Raw genomic sequence first — 17,403 nt, forward strand, 5'->3', positions numbered from 1 at the left:
CTACTGCATATTCCTTGAATCGATTCCGATTCAGGGAATTCAGGGGCTCAGGCTCAGTACTGATAGTCCTCGAACACCGGTTCGACCGAGCCCTGCCAGCGGCCGTGATAGAGCGACAGCAGATCCTCGGCGAGCGTCGCCTTTTTGGCGAGCACTTCTTCGAGCGGCGCCAGGAAGATGCTCTCGTCCTGGCCTTCCCGGTTGAGCCTGCCCCGCGCCTTGAGGCCGACCCTTGATATGCCGATCACCTCGCGCGCCATGTCGAAGAGCGGATGTCCGCGGAATTGCGACTTCAACCCTTCGGCGGGAACGGCGTTGCGCAGCGCACCGATCTCGGCAAAGCTCCAATCCTTGGTCAGTTCGTCGGCGGCCTCGAGTGCGGCATCGTCGTAGAGCAGGCCGACCCAGAAGGCCGGCAAGGCACAGATGCGCCGCCACGGGCCGCCGTCGGCGCCGCGCATTTCGAGGAAACGCTTCAGCCGCACGTCGGGGAAGAGTGTCGAAAGATGGTTCGTCCAGTCGCCCATCGTCGGCGCCGGATCGGCGACCTCGCCCTTCAATGCGCCGTTCATGAACTGGCGGAAGGTGACATGGGTACAGTCGTGATAGCGGCCGTCGCGGACGATGAAATACATCGGCGCATCGAGCGCCCATTCGGCATAGTCGCGGAAGCCGAAATCGTCGCGGAAGGTGAAATCGAGCAGGCCGGCGCGCCGGTTGTCGACATCGCGCCAGATATCGCCGCGCCAGGAGAGCAGCCCGTTCGGCTTGCCCTCGGTAAAGGGCGAGGATGCGAAAAGCGCGGTCGCCAGCGATTGCAGCTTCATCGAGACACGCATCTTCTTGCGCATGTCGGCTTCCGAGGAGAAGTCGAGATTCACCTGGATCGTGCAGGTGCGGTACATCATGTCGAGACCCTGGGTACCGACCTTCGGCATATAGCGGGTCATGATCTCGTAGCGTGACTTCGGCATCTGCGGGGTTTCCGCATAGGTCCATTTCGGACTGCCGCCGATGCCAAGGAAGCGGATGCCCATCGGCTCGGCGATTTCGCGCAGCGTCGCCAGATGCTGGTTTGATTCCCGACAGGTCTCATGGATCGTCTCGAGCGGTGCGCCGGAGAGTTCGAACTGGCCGCCTGGCTCGATCGAGATCGCGCCCATACCGTTCTGCTCGGCAAGGCCGATGATGTTGCCGCCGTCGGTGATCGGCTCCCAGCCGCTTTTCTTCTGCAGGCCGGTCAGGAGGGCCGAAATGCTGGCATCGCCAAAATAGGGAACCGGGCTGTTGTCGGCGCGAAAGAAGGCGAATTTCTCGTGTTCGGTGCCGATCCGGAAGCGCTCCCGCGGCTTGTTGCCCGCGGCGATATAATCGGTCAGATCCTGGACCGAAGAGAGCGGTGTCTGGTCGGTAGTGTCGCGGGCCATGCGGGATACCTGTATTCGGAAATGCGCCCAGGGGGCCGGGCAATTGGAAGGGTGATTTGGACCCAAGCCACCTATGTTGCAAGTGAAATTCTTTCAACGACGCATCAAAAAAATAGCGCCGATTTCCATGTCAACCCGTTTTCGAGGTCACTTCCAGTCGCCGATCGCCGCCTGCACCACCGCCAGGGCCGCAACAGCTGCCGTATCGGCTCGCAGGATGCGCGGTCCGAGCGGAATGGCGGTAACGAAATCAAGGCTTCGCAACCGCGCCCGTTCTTCTTCCGAAAAGCCGCCTTCCGGCCCGACGAGCAGAGCGAGATGTTTCTCCTTGATCGCCGACAGCACCGGCAGCGGGTTTTGCCCGGCATCGCCCTCGTCGCAATAGATGATGCGGCGCTCGCTCGGCCAGCGGTCGAGCAGCTCGAGAAGCCTGACCGGCTCGGCCACATTGGGAATGCCGAGGATGCCGCATTGCTCCGCCGCTTCGACCACATTGGCGCGCAGCTTGTCGAGATTGGTGATCTTGCCCTGGACGTGTTGGGTCATGACCGGCTGCAGCAGGCCGGCTCCCATTTCGACTGCCTTCTGCACGAGGTAGTCCATGCGGCCGACCTTGAGTGGCGCAAAGAGATAGTGCAGGTCGCAAGGCAGCGGCTGTGGCCGCGTCTCTTCGGTTGCCGTCAAAAATATGCGTTTGCGCGTGGGGAAGGTAAGCGTCGCCTTCCACTCGCCATCGCGGCCGTTGAAGAGCAGGATCTCTCCACCTTCCTCCATCCGCAGCACATTGGCGAGATAGTTGAACTGGTCAGCATTCGCCTCCACGACCGTGGCGCTCGTAAGCGGCGCGTCGACGAAAAGCCGTTGCATACGGAAATTGGCGCGCATTCGAAAACTCGGGGTTTCACACGAAGAACGCGAACATAACCCAATAAATCATTGCCGCAAGCGCTGCCGAAACCGGCACGGTGACGATCCAAGCGGCGATGATCGTCATGAAATGCGAGCGGCGCACAAGATAGCGCCGGCGCGTCTCGTAGATGTTCGGCTCTTCCGGCTCGTCGATATCGAAGCTCTCGGCCTTGCGCCTTATATAGGCGATGCGGGCCTTCGAATGGCGCGTGTACCATTCGCGGAAGAACCCGACGCCGAAGACGGCGCCGACGGCGATATGCGTGGTGCTGACCGGCAGGCCGAGCCAGGAGGCGACGATGACGGTAAAGGCTGTCGACAGCGCGACGCAATAGGCCCGCATCGGATTGAGCTTGGTGATCTCCTCGCCGACCAGGCGGATGAGGCGCGGCCCGAAGAGCAGCAGGCCGACGGAGATGCCGAAGGCGCCGATCAGCATGACCCAGAGCGGCGGATGCCCGACGCCGCCGCTGCCGCCGATACCGACCGAATGGACGATTGCCGAAAGCGGCCCGACCGCGTTGGAAACGTCGTTGGCGCCATGCGCGAAGGACAGCAGCGCCGCCGAGCCGATGAGCGGCAGCCGGAACAGCGTCCGCAGCGAGCTGTTGCGGTTTTCAAGATCCCGCGCTTGGGCGAGAACGAGCGGCCGGGCGATAAGCCAGCTTACCAGCCCGATGCCGATCCCGATGAGTATGATGGTGGAAGGCTGAAATCGACCGATAGGCGACAGCTGCAGCACCATATAGGACATGAAAACGCCGGCCATCACCGCCACCAGCACCGGCACCCAGTGCCGCGCGGCTGCGATCTTGTCGTCGCGATAGACGATCAGGGTCTTGACGAGATAAAGCAACCCGGCGGCGATCAGACCGCCGATCAGCGGCGAGGTGATCCAGCTCGCGGTGATCTCCAGCATCACCCGCCAGTTCACCGGCTCCGGCCCGACGGCTGAGATGCCGGCGCCGATCACCGCCCCGACGATCGCGTGGGTGGTGGAGACCGGTGCGTTCATCCAGGTTGCGAGGTTGATCCAGAGGGCCGCTGCCGTCAGTGCCGCCATCATGATCCAGCCGAGCATTGCCGGCGGCACCTGGACGGCATCGACGATGTTTGCAGAAATCGTCTTGACGACCTCGCCGCCCCCCACCGTGGCGCCAAGAACTTCGAAAATCGCGGCGATGATGAGTGCTTGGCCCATCGTCATGGCGCGCGCGCCGACGGCAGCACCCACATTGTTCGTCACGTCATTGGCGCCGATGTTCATCGCCATGTAACCGGCAAGGGCCGCCGCCGCGATGACGAGCATCGCTCCCGGCTGGTCGAACACGTAGACGCCGGCAAAGAGCATGGCCAGACCAACGAAGATCAGCCCGAGACCAGGCGGCACCAGCCGCCGCAAAACATGCTTCGCAGCGTCCTCGGCATGGGTGATCTTGTCGAGGTCCTTGTCGAGCGTTCGTTTCGTGAGGACTGCGGGACGTGGCGGCATTCTATTTCCTGAGGATGAATCTGCTTCTACGCTGCTTTCCTAGCAGCGCAAGATGGCAGGATTCATTCTGCCGGAATTTGTTTCACTGCCGGAATTTGTTTTGCCGCCTTGGCCGAAAGCCTGTCGGCCATCATTTGTTTGAAGGCGAGGAAAAGGTGGCGGAGCTCCGGTTCGCGCACGCGCGCCGCCGCCTCGTCGAACGAGACCCATTCAATGCGGCGCTCGCCCTTCTCCTTGAAGTTTTTCGCCATGTCGGTGACTTCGAGCGCGTAGACCTGCACCTTGCAGATCACCTGTACCCCGTCGCGCAACACCTTCGAATAGGTGTAGGCGCCGAGCGTCTCCGTTTCGACTATGCCGCGGACGCCGGCTTCCTCGAAGGCTTCCTGCATCGCGACCTCATGGGCGCATTTGCGCGTCATCGGCCAGCCCTTGGGAATGACCCAGCGGCCTGTGTCGCGGCTCGTCATCAGCAGCACCTCGACCTCACCGCTCTTCTTCTTTACCCGATAGCAGAGCGCACCATATTGCTGTCGCGGCGGACGCCGGAACATCAGTTGCACATCGGAGGCCAGTCGGGCGAGAAGAGTCAATAGTCGGGTCACCTTCGCAGTCGTCGTTAGGAATCACTCATATACGTATATCACGGAAAGCTTACGCAATCCAAAAGGCCACAGGACAATTCGAAACGCGATTTGATCGCCGTTCATAGGGAAATCGAGGCCGGACAGGTTCAAGAAATTCGCCACATCCTGTCTCGAATGCGTCACATTGCACAGCTGTACAATATGGCGTGAACTTGCCTTTCGTTCAATGGCGAGATCTAGTGATCCACCATGATTTTGTGAATGTCGTCCTCATGCGTCTTCCACCGCTCAATGCTGTCCGCGCCTTCGAAGCCGTCTGCCGTCACGGCAGTATTCTGAAGGCTGCCGAAGAGCTGAATGTGGTGCGCGGCGCCGTGCGCCAGCAGATCGACACGCTGGAGAATCACTTCGGCCGCAAGCTCTTCCTGCGTGACGGCCGCAGGCTGGTCCCGACCTTGCAGGCCAGCGCTTTTGCAGCCGCCGCGAGTGCGGCTTTCGACATTCTGCAGCGCGCTGCTTCGGAGCTTGAAGGCGTGGTGCCGGGCCGCATCCGCCTTGGCGTGCCCTCCGCCTTCGCAGTCTGGTGGCTGATGCCGCGCGCAGCAGACATGCAGGCGTGCCTCGGCGATACCGTCGACATCGTGCCGATGACCGTGGTCGAACCGCTGCAGATGCACCCCGAATTGGACGCCGTGATCATGGGCGGCGAATACCGGCCGGCCGCAGGCATTACCGCCCTACGGTTCATGGAGGACGAGTTCGGCCCGGTCGCGACGCCTTCGCTTGCCGCGACACTATCGAGCGACCCGGCGGCGATGGGCGCGCTGACAATGCTTGTCAGCCGCAACGTTCCGAAGCTCTGGGACGAATGGTTTGCCGAAAGCGGCACGCCGCCGGTCGTTTTTTCCCGCGCCCAGGAATTCGAGGATCTGCTGCTGGCGCTGGCTGCTGCCCGCTCCGGGCTCGGCATCGCGCTTGCGCCACGCGCGTCGATCGAGGACGATCTCCAGCGCGGGCATCTGGTCGCGCCCTATGGCTTCATCTGCCGGCCATCGGGCTACAGCCTCTGCTGCCGCACGCCGGATGCGAAACGGCCGGCCTTTGCCGCCTTGGCCAGCTGGCTGCTTCGTTGCGGGACACCGGCCTGAAAGGGCAGATTTTCTGCCCCTTCGCCAGAATTACTTCCATATTCGCAGGCCTGTTGCTCCGCTAAAAACAGCACGAACACGCCAATAGGAAAGAGATGATGGAAAAGAGCGCAACCCGCATCGACTGGATCGGCAACAGCTGCCGGCTGCTTAAGGCGACGGCGGCCGAATTCGAGCGGACGCATCCGTTCGAGGGCCTGTCGATCGGCACCGGCATCCATCTGGAGCCGAAGACGGTGGCGCTGCTGATGACGCTTCGCGCCGGCGGCGCGCGTCTCGTCTGCACCGGCAATCTCAACAGCACCCAACCTTCGACCGTCGAGTTCCTGCGTTCCCAAGACATCACGGTTTTTGCCACGCAGACGACCGATCCCGCCGCTCATCATCAGAGCCTCGAAGCAGTGATCGCCGAAAAGCCGGATCTGCTGCTCGATAATGGCGGCGATCTTTTCGCCATCGCGGCGGAAAAACCCTACGCCAATCTCCGCGGCGGCACCGAGGAAACCACCTCCGGCCGCACCCGGCTGCTGCCGCTGCGCGAGCGCCTGAACATGCCGATCCTCGTCATCAACGACAGCCCCATCAAGCAGTTCGCCGAAAACAGGCATGCCGTCGGCCAGAGCCTGTTCGAAAGTTACCTGCGCTTCACCAACCGCTCCACCAACGGCAAACGCGTGACGGTCTTTGGCTACGGCGCCTGCGGCAAGGGCACGGCCGCCTGTTTCCGCAATGCCTTTTCCACCGTCAGCGTCGTCGATATCGATCCGGTGACGACGCTCGAAGCTCATCTCGATGGTTTCGTCACGCCGCTGCGCGATGCGGCGATCCGCTCGGCCGATATCATCGTCACCGTCACGGGTTTTGCCGGCATCGTGACGGCGGCCGACCTGCCGCTCGTCAAGGATGGCGCGATCCTGATGAATGGCGGCCATTTCCCGCATGAGATCGATGTCGAGGCTTTCCGCCGCCATCCCGATGTCGTCGGCATCGACCGCTATGAGGCCGATCACGTCGAGACCTTCCATCTGAGCAACGGCCGCTCCTTCCATGTGCTGGGCAGCGGCCACATGGCCAATCTCGCCGGCCCGCGGCCGCTCGGCAATACTGTCGAGTCGATGGATCTCGGCTTCACCCTTCAGGCCCGCTGCCTGGAACGCATCGCTAAGGGCGAGGCCGACGCCCAATCCTGCATCGTGCCTGTGCCCTTCGATATCGACGCGATGGTGGCGAGCGCCTACCTCGATCTGGCGCGCTAGAGCGGTTCAGCTTTTCAAGGAAGCGCAGAACCGCTCTAACCTTTTGTTTTTGCGCAATTCCGGACGGATTAAATCAGTCGATCTCGATGACGAGCTTCCCGTCCGCCTGCCGGTCTTCGATCAGCCGATGCGCTTCGTCTGTATCGGCAAGGGTGAAGCGGCGCGGGTCGAGCTTCGGCATCACCTTGCCGGCTTCGGCGAGCTTTGTCATCTCCCGCATGATCTCACCGTGATGGGCGCGTCCATCGCCGGTCAGAAGCGGCAGCAGCGTGAAGACGCCGGAATAGGTGGCGGCCTTGAAGGAGAGCGGCGCCAGCGCGTGGCTTCCCCAGCCAAGGCAGCTCACGACATGGCCGAACTGGCTGACGGCTCGGAACGCCGTATCGAGCCCCTGGCCGCCGACCGTGTCGTAGACCAGATCGAACCCCCTGCCGCCGGTGTGTCTTGCGACATAACCTTCAACCGTTTCCACGTCACGATCGATCGGTGTTGCGCCGAGGCCGGCGAGATAGTCCGCTTTCGACGCGCCGTCGACCACGTAGACCTCGGCTCCGGCAGCCTTGGCGATCTGCGCGACGATATGGCCGACACCGCCGCCGCCAAGCACCAGAACCCTCTGGCCGGCCTTGACCCCGGCGCGGTCGACAAGCCCCTCCCAGGCGGTGATCGAGATCAGCGGCAGGGCGGCTGCCTCGCGCATCGACAGATTGTGCGGCTTTGGCGCCAGCAGTGCGGCGTCGATGGCTGCAAATTCGGCAAGCGATCCCTGAATGCCGCCAACCCCGCCGGTCATGCCGTAGACCGCGTCGCCGCGGCGGAAACCGCTGACGCCAGTTCCGATCTCTTCGACAACACCGGCCATATCGATACCGACAATGGCGGGAAGCGGATGGCGGGCATGCGCCGCATTGCCGGCCCGGATCTTAAGGTCGAGCGGATTGACGCCGCTTGCCTTGATGCGCACCAGAACCTGGCCTTCGCCGGGCACCGGTTTTGCAATATCGGCGATGCGCAACGGCGAATTCGGCGCTTCCGCCCGCAACGCTTTCATCGTTGATTGTACAGACATCGAACGCTCCTTTGTTCGCTCTGCGGCGTCTGCAGCGACACCGCAATTGGCGTGAGTAAAGATGGTTCATTGAAACGCGAATGAAAATGAAAGATAACGACTGATGTCCATGCATTTTTGTTTGGCGGATGCGAACGATGGAATGGAGCGACCTCAAGCTGTTTCTGGCGATCGCGCGGTTCGGTACGCTGGGGGCAGCAGCCCGCAGCCTCGGACTGACGCAGCCGACGATGGGCAGGCGGCTGCGTGCCCTTGAAACCTCTCTCGGCCAGACGCTCTTTCAGCGCACGACCGATGGCTTCGTCCTGACCGATGAAGGCGCGGCCGTATTCGCCGGCGCCGAACGGATCGAGGAGGAGGCGCTCGCCGTCGAGCGTGTTCTTGCCGGCGGCAGCCGTCAGCTCGATGGTTTTCTCAGGCTGTCCTCATCCGACTGGTTCGGCGCGCATGTGCTTTCGCCGGTGCTGGCGGAATTCTCGCAAGTCCATCCGAAGGTGGAGGTCGAATTGTTGACCGACAGCCGGCTTCTCAGCCTGTCGCGACGTGAAGCCGACCTCGTCTTCCGTATCCAGCCTTTCACGGAGGCGGAGGTCATATCGCGCAAGCTCATTCATATCGAATACGGCGTTTACATCAGCCGCGGCGCGCCGCCCCCCGAAGCCGGCGACGGAGCGGGCACCCGCCTCGTCACCATGGACGAAGCTTTCGGCGACATGCCTGACGTCGGCTGGCTGCAGCGCCTGTTGCCGCGGGCCGACATCGTCATGCGCAGCAACAGCCGCGACGTGCAGGCGGCGCTCTGTGCCAATGGAGCCGGGCTCGCCGTCCTGCCGCGGCCGCTCGGCGATTCCTTTGCGGCCATCGAACTGGTCGATCTCGGTGAACCGCCGCCCGGCCGCGACACCTGGGTCGGCTATCACCGCGACATGAAACGCCTGGCGCGGCTGCGCGCCCTGCTGGACCTCGTCATCGAGAGATTGGCGCGCTGATCCGGCGCCGCCATCAGCGCTCCCAATAGGGGACGGGGCCATAAAGTTCCGCCAGATAGTCGATGAACAGCCGCACCTTGGCCGGCAGGAATTGCCGGCTGGGATAGACCGCCGACAGCGCGACATTGTGCGAGCTCTCATAGGCCGGCAGCACCTGCACCAGGCGGCCACTCTTGAGCTCTTCGCCGATATCCCAGGTGGAGCGCAGCGCGATCCCGAGACCGGCGATGACAGCTTCGCGGATCACCTCGCTGGAATTGGTGATCAGCAAGCCTTCCGGCCTGAGACTCAGCGCCCCGTCCGGCCCCTTCAGCCGCCAGGTGTCGTTATTGTGGGCCGGCAGGCAGCGATGGTGTTTCAGCTCGTCGATGTGCTTCGGTTCGCCATGCGCTGCAAGGTAATCCGGCGACGCGCAGAGCAGCCGGCGCACCGGCGCCAGCCTTCGGGCAACGAGGCTCGAATCGGTGAGTTCGGCGATGCGGATCGCCAGATCGAAGCCGCCGCCGACGATGTCGCTGAATTCGTCGGTCAGCACCAGGTTGATCGCAAGCTCCGGATGCGCCTCCATGAAATCCTTCAGATGCGGCGCGATGTGCATGCGCCCGAAGGAGGTCGGGGCCGAGATCTTCAGCGTGCCGTGCATCTGCGCCGAGCGGCCGGAAATATAGAATTCCGCCTCTTCGAGCCCGGCGAGAATGCCGAGAACGCGGTCGTAGAAACCCTGTCCGGCCTCCGTCAGCGAGATCTGCCGCGTCGTGCGCTGCAGAAGCCGGGTGCCGAGCCGGTCCTCCAGCCGTTTGATCCGTTTGGAGACGACGGCCGGCGAAAAGCCGAGCGCCCGCCCGGCGAGCGACATGCTTCCGGTTGAAACGACCTTGGCAAAGATTTCGAGATCACCCAAATTGGTCATAAGGTTTTCGTGACTTTTTCCCCTTTTGGCATAAGTGCTTAGCATTTGCGCCACTTTCGGGAAAGTGCTAAGCCGATCTATCGGCGGGAGGGAGGTTTGCAGCCGGTTTCCGCTGTCATCTTCCCGCTGTCATTCCCCGTCGTCAGGGCCAGGGAGAACGCCATGTCCGACGCCATTTCGTTTCTCGAGCCGCGCGCCGACGTGCTGGCGCGCCGCGCCCAGATCGTCGCCGATCTGACCGATCTTCTGCCGCCGGAATGCCTGGTGCATGAGGCGCGCGAACTGGTGCCGTTCGAGACCGACGCCTTCGTGTCCTATCGCCGCCTGCCGCTCGCCGTCGCCCTGCCGCGCACCACGGCTGAGGTTTCGGCCATCATGCGCTATTGCAATCGCTACAGCATTCCCGTCGTGCCACGCGGCGCCGGCACCTCGCTTTCCGGCGGCGCCATTCCGCAGGAGGATGCCGTCGTGCTCGGCCTGTCGAAGATGAACAGCATCCTCGAAATCGATCTGCCGAACCGCGTCGCCGTGGTTCAGGCGGGCGTCACCAATCTCAACATTTCCGAATCCGTCTCCGTGGACGGCTTTTTCTACGCGCCTGACCCGAGCTCTCAGCTTGCCTGCACCATCGGCGGCAATATCGGCATGAATTCCGGCGGCGCCCATTGCCTGAAATACGGCGTCACCACCAATAATCTGCTCGGCGTCAGGATGGTGCTGGTCGATGGCACGGTGATCGAGCTTGGCGGCAAGGCGCTGGATGCGGCCGGCTACGATCTGCTCGGCCTCATCTGCGGCCACGAAGGCCAGCTTGGCATCGTCACCGAGGCAACGGTGCGGCTGATCGCCAAGCCGGAAGGCGCGCGCCCGGTGCTCTTCGGCTTCGAAAGCTCGGAGGAGGCCGGCGCCTGCGTTGCCGATGTCATTGCCGCCGGCATCATTCCGGTTGCGATCGAATTCATGGACAAGCCGGCGATCGAGATCTGCGAGGCCTTCGCCCATGCCGGATACCCCCTCGATGTCGGGGCGCTGCTGATCGTCGAGGTCGAGGGATCGGAAGCGGAGATGGACGCCGCGCTGAAGGACATCGTCGAGATCGCCCGCCGGCACGCTGTCAAGACCGTGCGCGAATGCCAGTCAGCGACCGAGGCGGCATTGATCTGGAAGGGCCGCAAATCCGCCTTCGGCGCCACCGGCCGCATCGCCGACTATATCTGCATGGACGGCACCGTGCCGCTCAGCCAGCTCTCCTACGTGCTGAAGCGGACCGCCGAGATCGTCGATCATTACGGCCTGCGCGTCGCCAACGTCTTCCATGCCGGCGACGGCAATATGCATCCGCTGATCCTTTTCAACGCCAATGATCCGGAGGATGCCGCCCGCGCGGAAGCCGCCGGCAACGATATCCTGAGGCTCTGCGTCGATGCCGGCGGCTGCCTCACCGGCGAACATGGCGTCGGCATCGAGAAGCGCGACCTGATGCGCCACCAATATTCCGAGGCGGACCTCGCCCAGCAGATGGGCGCGCGTGCTGCCTTCGATCCCGGCTGGATCCTCAATCCGTCGAAGGTATTCCCGCTCGAAGGGCGTCCCGCCGTATGATCGATCTGATGCCGAAGACCGAGGAAGAGGCATCAGTGATCGTCCGCGCCCATGCGGAAGCCGGCCGGCCGCTGGCAATTTGCGGCGGCGACAGCCGCTCGGGCTTCGGCAATGCGGTTGCCGCCGAAGACCAGCTGCGCTCGAGCGAAATCTCCGGCATCGTCGCTTACAACCCCGGCGAAATGGTCATGACCGTCCGATCCGGCACGCCGCTTGCCGAGGTCGAGGCGGCACTTTCGGAGAGCGGCCAGATGCTCGCCTTCGAGCCTATGGATCATCGCCCTGTGATGGGCACGTCGGGCGAGCCGACCATCGGCGGCGTCTTTGCCGCCAATGTTTCCGGTCCGCGCCGGCTGATCGCCGGTGCCGCCCGCGACAGCCTGCTCGGTGTGCGCTTCGTCAACGGCAGGGGCGAGATCATCAAGGCCGGCGGCCGAGTGATGAAGAATGTCACCGGCCTCGACCTCGCCAAGCTGATTGCCGGCTCGCACGGCACGTTGGGTTTCCTCACCGAAGTCACCTTCCGTGTGCCGCCGCGCCCGAAGACGGAGCGGACGGTGGTGCTATCAGGTCTGAACGACGCCGAGGCGGCAAACGCCATGGCGGCGGCGATGGCCCTGCCGGTGGAAGTCTCAGGCGCCGCCCACCTGCCGCTGACGGTGACGTGGAAATTCCTCGCCGGCAAATTGCCCGAGGGCGAAGCGACAGTTCTGCGCATCGAAGGCCTGCCGGGCTCGGTCGACGTGCGCATCGAAAAGCTTGCCGCGGCAATGTCGGCCTTCGCCACGGTCACGCGGCTGGAACAGCCGGAAAGCTCCAGGCTCTGGCAGGAAATCCGCGACGTGCTGCCTTATGCCGATGGCACCGCGCGACCAGTCTGGCGCGTCTCGGTCGCCCCCGGCACCGGCCATCAGCTGGTCGCAGCGCTCCGCCTTGAGGCCGGCGTCGACGCCTTCTACGACTGGCAGGGCGGCCTCGTCTGGATGCGCATGGAAGCAGGCCCCGAAGCCGAACTGGTCCGTCGCTACATCAAAGCGCTCGGCGGCGGCCACGCGACGCTGATCCGTGCATCGGGTGAGGCGAGGGCGGTTACATCGGTCTTCCATCCGGAGCCCGAGGCGGTAGCGATGCTGTCTCGGCGGGTGAAGGAAAAATTCGATCCGGCCGGCATATTCAATCCGGGGAAGATGGGGTGAGGGAGAAGATGGGTCTGCGTCTGAGATACCCCCCTCTGTCCTGCCGGACATCTCCCCCACAAGGGGGGAGATTGGCTGGGGGCTATGACTTCCCCAAACAATTCGGGCACTGCGACTCCGACACGGCAGATAGGAAGCGATGGTCCAACCTCTTGCCGATCTCCCCCCTTGTGGGGGAGATGTCCGGCAGGACAGAGGGGGGTATTCCAGGCACAACGCCCGACATCCTCCCCAAGCGGAGGCTCCGCTAGATGCAAACCAACTTCACCCCGACCCAGCTCCTCGATCCCGATGTCGCCGAATCCGAGCAGATCCTGCGCAAATGTGTTCATTGCGGTTTCTGCACCGCCACCTGTCCTACCTATGTGACGCTCGGCAACGAGCTCGACAGTCCGCGCGGCCGCATCTATCTGATCAAGGACATGCTGGAAAACGGTCGGCCCGCCGATGCAGAGGTCGTCACTCATATCGACCGCTGCCTCTCCTGCCTTGCCTGCGTCACCACCTGTCCCTCCGGCGTCGATTACATGCATCTGGTCGATCACGCCCGCGCCCATATCGAAAAGACCTATAAACGTCCGTTGATGAACCGGCTGACGCGCGCCATCCTTGCCGCCGTGCTGCCCTATCCCGGCCGTTTCCGCCTGGCGCTCAATCTTGCCCGCCTCGGCCGGCCCTTCGTCGGCCTGATGCGCGGTGGCGCACTGAAACCCTTTGCCGCCATGCTGGCGCTTGCGCCACGGCGAATCCCGGCCGCTTCGGACTTTGCAAAGCCCGGCACGTATCGGCCCGAGACGGAACGGCGCGGCCGGGTGGCGATGCTTTCCGGCTGCGCCCAGCCGGTGCTCGATCCCGGCATCAACGCGGCGGCGATCCGCCTGCTGACGCGGTTTGGCGTCGAGGTCGTGATGCCGGAAGGCGAGGTCTGCTGCGGCTCGCTGGTCCACCACATGGGCCGTGCCGAACAGGCGCTTGCTAGCGCGCGTGCCAATGTTGATATCTGGACACGCGAGATCGACGGGCAAGGCCTCGACGCGATCATCATCACCGCTTCGGGCTGCGGCACGACGATCAAGGATTACGGCCACATGCTGCGCCTGGATCCCGCCTATGCCGCAAAGGCGGCCAGGGTCTCGGCGCTGGCCAAGGACGTCACCGAATATCTGGCAACCCTCGACCTGCCGGCGCACACGCCGAAGGGCATCACGGTCGCCTATCATTCCGCCTGCTCCATGCAGCACGGCCAGCGCATTACGCTCGCGCCGAAGCAATTGCTGAAAGCGGCGGGCTTTACGGTGCGCGATCCGGCGGAAGGTCATCTCTGCTGCGGCTCCGCCGGCACCTACAACATCATGCAGCCGGAGATCTCGGCCGCGCTGAAGGCGCGCAAGGTCAAGAACATCGAGGCCACCAAGGCCGATATCATCGCCACCGGCAATATCGGCTGCATCACCCAGATCGCCACCGGCACCGGCATGCCGATCCTGCATACGGTCGAGCTTCTCGATTGGGCCTATGGCGGCGCTGTGCCGGAAAAATTAACAGGTTTGCCGTTAGGCTGAGACCTATTGCAGCGCCGCGCATCTTTTCGAGAGCCGCAAACGACGCTGTCTTGGAGGTTGGGCAATGTGGCGTGGAATGATCGTATTTGCGGGACTGCTCGGTGCGGCAGGTGCTGCCCATGCCGACAGTCGCTTTTTCTGTTCCGCCGATGACAAGGAAGCGCGCTTCACGGTCGAAAGCGGTTTCGAAAGCGCTGCCGGCCACAAGCTCAACCATTTCCGCGGCGCGCTGATCGTCAAGGATCCGGCCCAAGAGGCGGTGTTCGGAAAACGTGTTTTCGAATCGCAGCACCTGACCAACCATTGGTCACGTGACGGCGAACTGCTCATGGAAGTCTTCGACGGCGGCGAAGATGACACCGGTGGAGCAACGCTGGATCTGGTAGTCGTCGCCGGCGCGCGCGGCAAGCCGGCCGCAAATTTCAGCGGCAGCTATTCCCTGACCATCGAAGGCGGTGAAAAACCCTATGCCGTCGAGGGCAAGGTCAGCTGCGGCACCAAATAGAGCAATTTCAGGAAAAGTGCGAAGCGGTTTTCCCAGGCAAAGCGCGAAGCGGTTTTGCCGGGAATTGCGTAACAATAAAAGGTTAGAGCGGTTCTGCGCTTCTATGCGCTGAACCGCTCTAACACCGCAGCTGAAATTTGTTACCAGTGGAACGAAACGCCGACGTTGACGGCATTCGTGAAGATATTGGTCTTCAGGTCCACGCCGCTATCGATCGGAACGTCGATGCGCGAATAGGTGCCCTTGTATTCGACGAAGGTCGACCAGCGCTCGGTCACCTTGAAGTCGACGCCGGCCTGGGCCTGCAGCGTCACGCCGCCGAATTCGTAGGCCCAGGTCTTGCCCTCGGGACGAATCACTTCGACATGCGGAATGTTCACGCCGATACCGGCGCCGAGATAGGGCGTCCAGCGGCGGGCCGGATCCTGGAAGCGGTAGAGACCGTTCACCGTGATGAGGTTCAGGCCGTCGGTGAATTCGAAATGCGACCAGCCGGCCTTGGCCAGCGTATCGTCGTCGGCATAGACCTTGTCATGGGTAAAATCGAGCGAGATGCCCCAGTTCGGCTTGTTGAAGTCCTCGAGCCACCAGGTGACGCGGGCACCGTAATAAGGCGGGCTGCCGAAGGACTTGCCTTCCCAGCCGGCGGTGAAACTCGTGCCGTCCGAAAGGTCGACGCCGCTGTGCGGTGCGGTCTGGTAGCCGCCGTAAATGGAGAATTGCAGGTCTTCCGCCAAGGCGGAAACTGCCGAACAGACGGTAAAAAACGCGATGCCCGCAAGCGAGGAAGCGGAGGAACGCAGCGCAGATATCATTGAATAGCCCCGAAACAAATATGTCGACTCTTAGGCACGTGTGCCAGCTTTTGGCCGCAAAGTCTAAGCAAAACAAAAGGCGCGTCAAACTGCGCCTTTCGTTTTTTTGGTAAGTGTTGCTCAGCCGCCGAACATCGTGCGCAGCACGTCGATGCCCCTGTCCTCGAACGCCACTTTGCCCTGCCTGTTGCCGGGGCCGATGACGATCACCTTGGTGCCGACGGAGGCGCGATCGTAAAGATGCATGACGTCGGCGTTCATCATGCGGATGCAGCCGGAAGACATGTTGAGGCCGATCGTCCAAGGCTGGTTGGTGCCGTGGATGCGGAAGATCGTGTCGCGGCCGCCCTGGTAGAGATACATGGCGCGGGCGCCGAGCGGATTGTCCTCGCCGCCTTCCTGGAAAGCGGGAATGATATGGCCCTTGGCGGCTTCGCGGCGGCGCATCTCGGCCGGCGGCGTCCAGCTCGGCCATTCGGCCTTGCGGCCGATCTTGACGACCCCCGACCAGCCGAAGCCGTCGCGGCCGACGCCAATGCCGTAGCGGGTGGCGCGATTGTTGCCTTCGACGAGATAGAGATACTTGTTGTTGGTATCGATGATGACGGTGCCGGCGGCCTCCGTCGTGACCAGCCGCACTTTCTTGCGCTTGAACTGCGGCTTCACATATTTCGGCATCTGCGCCACGCGCACGATCTGCGCCGGGCGCCGTGCATTGTCGGACGCGGAGCCGGCGGGTGCAGCAAAGGCGGATGTGGACATCAAGGACAGGACAAGTCCGGCAGCAGCCAGACCCGACATTAGTTTGATCATGATCGATTCCCCTCAAGCAAATCCGCTCGAAGCTACATGAACTTCTGCCCGATTCAAGATCGGTGTGGCCGGATAAAACATTTTTTGGAGAAGGGGAGCCGGATGTTCTTGCGGCTCCTACTGCATAATTTATCCTCAAATCGGAATCGACGTAAGGAAAAATTATGCAGCAATTTAAAGAATTAGAGCGCCCGTTGCGCATCAGAAAAGACGCGCGGCGCTGTAAGTATTGCGCCGCCGTTACATGACGATGACGCGGGTCCCGACATTGACGCGGTCGTAGAGGTCGACGACGTCTTCGTTGCGCAGGCGGATGCAGCCGGAGGAAACGGCGCTGCCGATTGACCAGGGCGCGTTGGTGCCGTGGATGCGGTAAAGCGTCGAGCCGAGATACATGGCGCGCGCACCGAGCGGGTTTTCCGCCCCGCCATCCATGCGCGCCGGTAGATAATGGCCCTTGGCGGCTTCGCGGCGGACCATCTCGGAAGGCGGCGTCCAGTCCGGCCATTCGGTCTTGCGGGTGATCTTGTGGGCGCCTGCCCATTCGAAGCCCGGCTTGCCGACGCCGACGCCATAACGCCGCGCCTTGCCGCCTTGCATCACCAGATAGAGGAAGCGGTTGTTGGTATCGATGACGATCGTGCCGGGCTTTTCCGTGGTGTCGTAATCGACCATTTGCGGCAGGTATTGCGGTTCGATCGGGCGGCGGATCGACGGAATGCCGGGATTGATCGCCGAGACGGTCTGCGGTGCGGCCTGCGGCGCCTGGCGCAGGACGCGGCGCTGGAAAAGGCCGCGCTGCTGCTGGCGGATGACCGGCCGCTGATAGACGACGGGACGAACCCTGCCGCCGCCCAGCTGGTTGATCCAGGGCGCAGTCAGATCGGGGCTGAGCACGACGGGCGGGCGGGTGGCGTAGCGGTCGTCTGCAATGGCGGCCGTGGAGAAAATGCCGAACAGGGTTGCGGCAAGAACAAGCTGTTTCATCATCGGACGAACTCTCTACAAATGACCGAAAATGCGGCTGGCGGGACAGGTCCGCCCGGGCGGAGATGTTCCGCCCGGGAAAGACGCTGCCACCCTATCCGCCAGCGAATGGTAAAGATCGATTCATGAAAAGCCG

Annotated in this window: 16 protein-coding genes; 7 read left to right on the forward strand and 9 right to left on the reverse strand. The window is 62.8% G+C overall.

The genetic code is table 11. From position 1 onward, the window contains the following. Nucleotides 1–53: 53 nt before the first annotated feature. The 4 genes from RWJ89_RS19825 to RWJ89_RS19840 all read right to left on the reverse strand — a co-directional run bounded on the left by RWJ89_RS19825 (nt 54) and on the right by RWJ89_RS19840 (nt 4,421). Complete coding sequence (locus RWJ89_RS19825) at nt 54–1,427, reverse strand: glutamate--cysteine ligase (protein WP_170268239.1); 1,374 nt, start codon at nt 1,425–1,427, stop codon at nt 54–56. A 147-nt stretch (nt 1,428–1,574) separates the two neighbouring features. After that, nucleotides 1,575–2,312 carry a 16S rRNA (uracil(1498)-N(3))-methyltransferase gene (locus RWJ89_RS19830; protein ID WP_170268240.1) on the reverse strand — a complete coding sequence of 246 codons (738 nt, stop codon included), beginning with the start codon at nt 2,310–2,312 and terminating at the stop codon, nt 1,575–1,577. 16 nt (nt 2,313–2,328) lie between these two features. Next, the gene (locus tag RWJ89_RS19835; RefSeq protein WP_168259806.1) at nt 2,329–3,828 is read right to left on the reverse strand and encodes an inorganic phosphate transporter; all 1,500 of its coding nucleotides are present in this window, start codon (nt 3,826–3,828) and stop codon (nt 2,329–2,331) included. A gap of 62 nt (nt 3,829–3,890) precedes the next feature. Continuing rightward, complete coding sequence (locus RWJ89_RS19840) at nt 3,891–4,421, reverse strand: NUDIX hydrolase (RefSeq protein WP_077976647.1); 531 nt, start codon at nt 4,419–4,421, stop codon at nt 3,891–3,893. Nucleotides 4,422–4,654: 233 nt separating this feature from the next. Between RWJ89_RS19840 and RWJ89_RS19845 the strand changes: the two genes are divergently transcribed. Both RWJ89_RS19845 and RWJ89_RS19850 read left to right on the forward strand, forming a co-directional pair. Beyond that, nucleotides 4,655–5,563 (forward strand): LysR substrate-binding domain-containing protein, encoded by a 909-nt coding sequence (locus RWJ89_RS19845; RefSeq protein ID WP_132613371.1) that lies wholly within the window; start codon nt 4,655–4,657, stop codon nt 5,561–5,563. 98 nt (nt 5,564–5,661) lie between these two features. Then, nucleotides 5,662–6,819 carry an adenosylhomocysteinase gene (locus tag RWJ89_RS19850; RefSeq protein WP_316031312.1) on the forward strand — a complete coding sequence of 386 codons (1,158 nt, stop codon included), beginning with the start codon at nt 5,662–5,664 and terminating at the stop codon, nt 6,817–6,819. 73 nt (nt 6,820–6,892) lie between these two features. Here RWJ89_RS19850 and RWJ89_RS19855 read toward each other — a convergent pair whose 3' ends face one another. Then, nucleotides 6,893–7,888: a zinc-dependent alcohol dehydrogenase family protein gene (locus tag RWJ89_RS19855; RefSeq protein WP_206990128.1), complete on the reverse strand. Its 996-nt coding sequence runs from the start codon at nt 7,886–7,888 to the stop codon at nt 6,893–6,895. A gap of 137 nt (nt 7,889–8,025) precedes the next feature. On the opposite strand from RWJ89_RS19855, the gene RWJ89_RS19860 reads away from it, so the two are divergent. Beyond that, nucleotides 8,026–8,877: a LysR family transcriptional regulator gene (locus tag RWJ89_RS19860; RefSeq protein WP_316031313.1), complete on the forward strand. Its 852-nt coding sequence runs from the start codon at nt 8,026–8,028 to the stop codon at nt 8,875–8,877. 13 nt (nt 8,878–8,890) lie between these two features. Here the strand turns inward: RWJ89_RS19860 and RWJ89_RS19865 are convergent, their stop codons facing one another. Further along, nucleotides 8,891–9,787: a LysR family transcriptional regulator gene (locus RWJ89_RS19865; protein ID WP_025393312.1), complete on the reverse strand. Its 897-nt coding sequence runs from the start codon at nt 9,785–9,787 to the stop codon at nt 8,891–8,893. A 162-nt stretch (nt 9,788–9,949) separates the two neighbouring features. Between RWJ89_RS19865 and RWJ89_RS19870 the strand changes: the two genes are divergently transcribed. The 4 genes from RWJ89_RS19870 to RWJ89_RS19885 all read left to right on the forward strand — a co-directional run bounded on the left by RWJ89_RS19870 (nt 9,950) and on the right by RWJ89_RS19885 (nt 14,652). Further along, on the forward strand, nt 9,950–11,389 hold the full coding sequence (locus RWJ89_RS19870; RefSeq protein ID WP_168284993.1) for an FAD-linked oxidase C-terminal domain-containing protein: 1,440 nt from the start codon (nt 9,950–9,952) through the stop codon (nt 11,387–11,389). Further along, complete coding sequence (gene glcE, locus RWJ89_RS19875) at nt 11,386–12,585, forward strand: glycolate oxidase subunit GlcE (protein WP_316031314.1); 1,200 nt, start codon at nt 11,386–11,388, stop codon at nt 12,583–12,585. Before RWJ89_RS19870 ends, glcE begins: the two co-directional genes overlap by 4 nt. Nucleotides 12,586–12,836: 251 nt before the next feature. Further along, nucleotides 12,837–14,147 carry a glycolate oxidase subunit GlcF gene (gene glcF, locus RWJ89_RS19880; RefSeq protein WP_131666262.1) on the forward strand — a complete coding sequence of 437 codons (1,311 nt, stop codon included), beginning with the start codon at nt 12,837–12,839 and terminating at the stop codon, nt 14,145–14,147. A 64-nt stretch (nt 14,148–14,211) separates the two neighbouring features. Continuing rightward, a complete protein-coding gene (locus RWJ89_RS19885) occupies nt 14,212–14,652 on the forward strand; it encodes a hypothetical protein (RefSeq protein ID WP_131666261.1) in 441 nt (146 codons plus the stop codon). 140 nt (nt 14,653–14,792) lie between these two features. On the opposite strand, the gene RWJ89_RS19890 is transcribed toward RWJ89_RS19885, so the two are convergent. The 3 genes from RWJ89_RS19890 to RWJ89_RS19900 all read right to left on the reverse strand — a co-directional run bounded on the left by RWJ89_RS19890 (nt 14,793) and on the right by RWJ89_RS19900 (nt 17,270). Continuing rightward, a complete protein-coding gene (locus RWJ89_RS19890) occupies nt 14,793–15,467 on the reverse strand; it encodes an outer membrane protein (RefSeq protein WP_316031315.1) in 675 nt (224 codons plus the stop codon). Nucleotides 15,468–15,587: 120 nt separating this feature from the next. Then, nucleotides 15,588–16,280 carry a L,D-transpeptidase gene (locus tag RWJ89_RS19895; protein WP_017959135.1) on the reverse strand — a complete coding sequence of 231 codons (693 nt, stop codon included), beginning with the start codon at nt 16,278–16,280 and terminating at the stop codon, nt 15,588–15,590. A gap of 240 nt (nt 16,281–16,520) precedes the next feature. Then, a complete protein-coding gene (locus RWJ89_RS19900; RefSeq protein ID WP_025393318.1) occupies nt 16,521–17,270 on the reverse strand; it encodes a L,D-transpeptidase in 750 nt (249 codons plus the stop codon). Nucleotides 17,271–17,403: the final 133 nt, after the last annotated feature.

The organism is Rhizobium sp. 10PS4 (assembly GCF_032464805.1).
GTDB lineage: Bacteria > Pseudomonadota > Alphaproteobacteria > Rhizobiales > Rhizobiaceae > Rhizobium > Rhizobium laguerreae.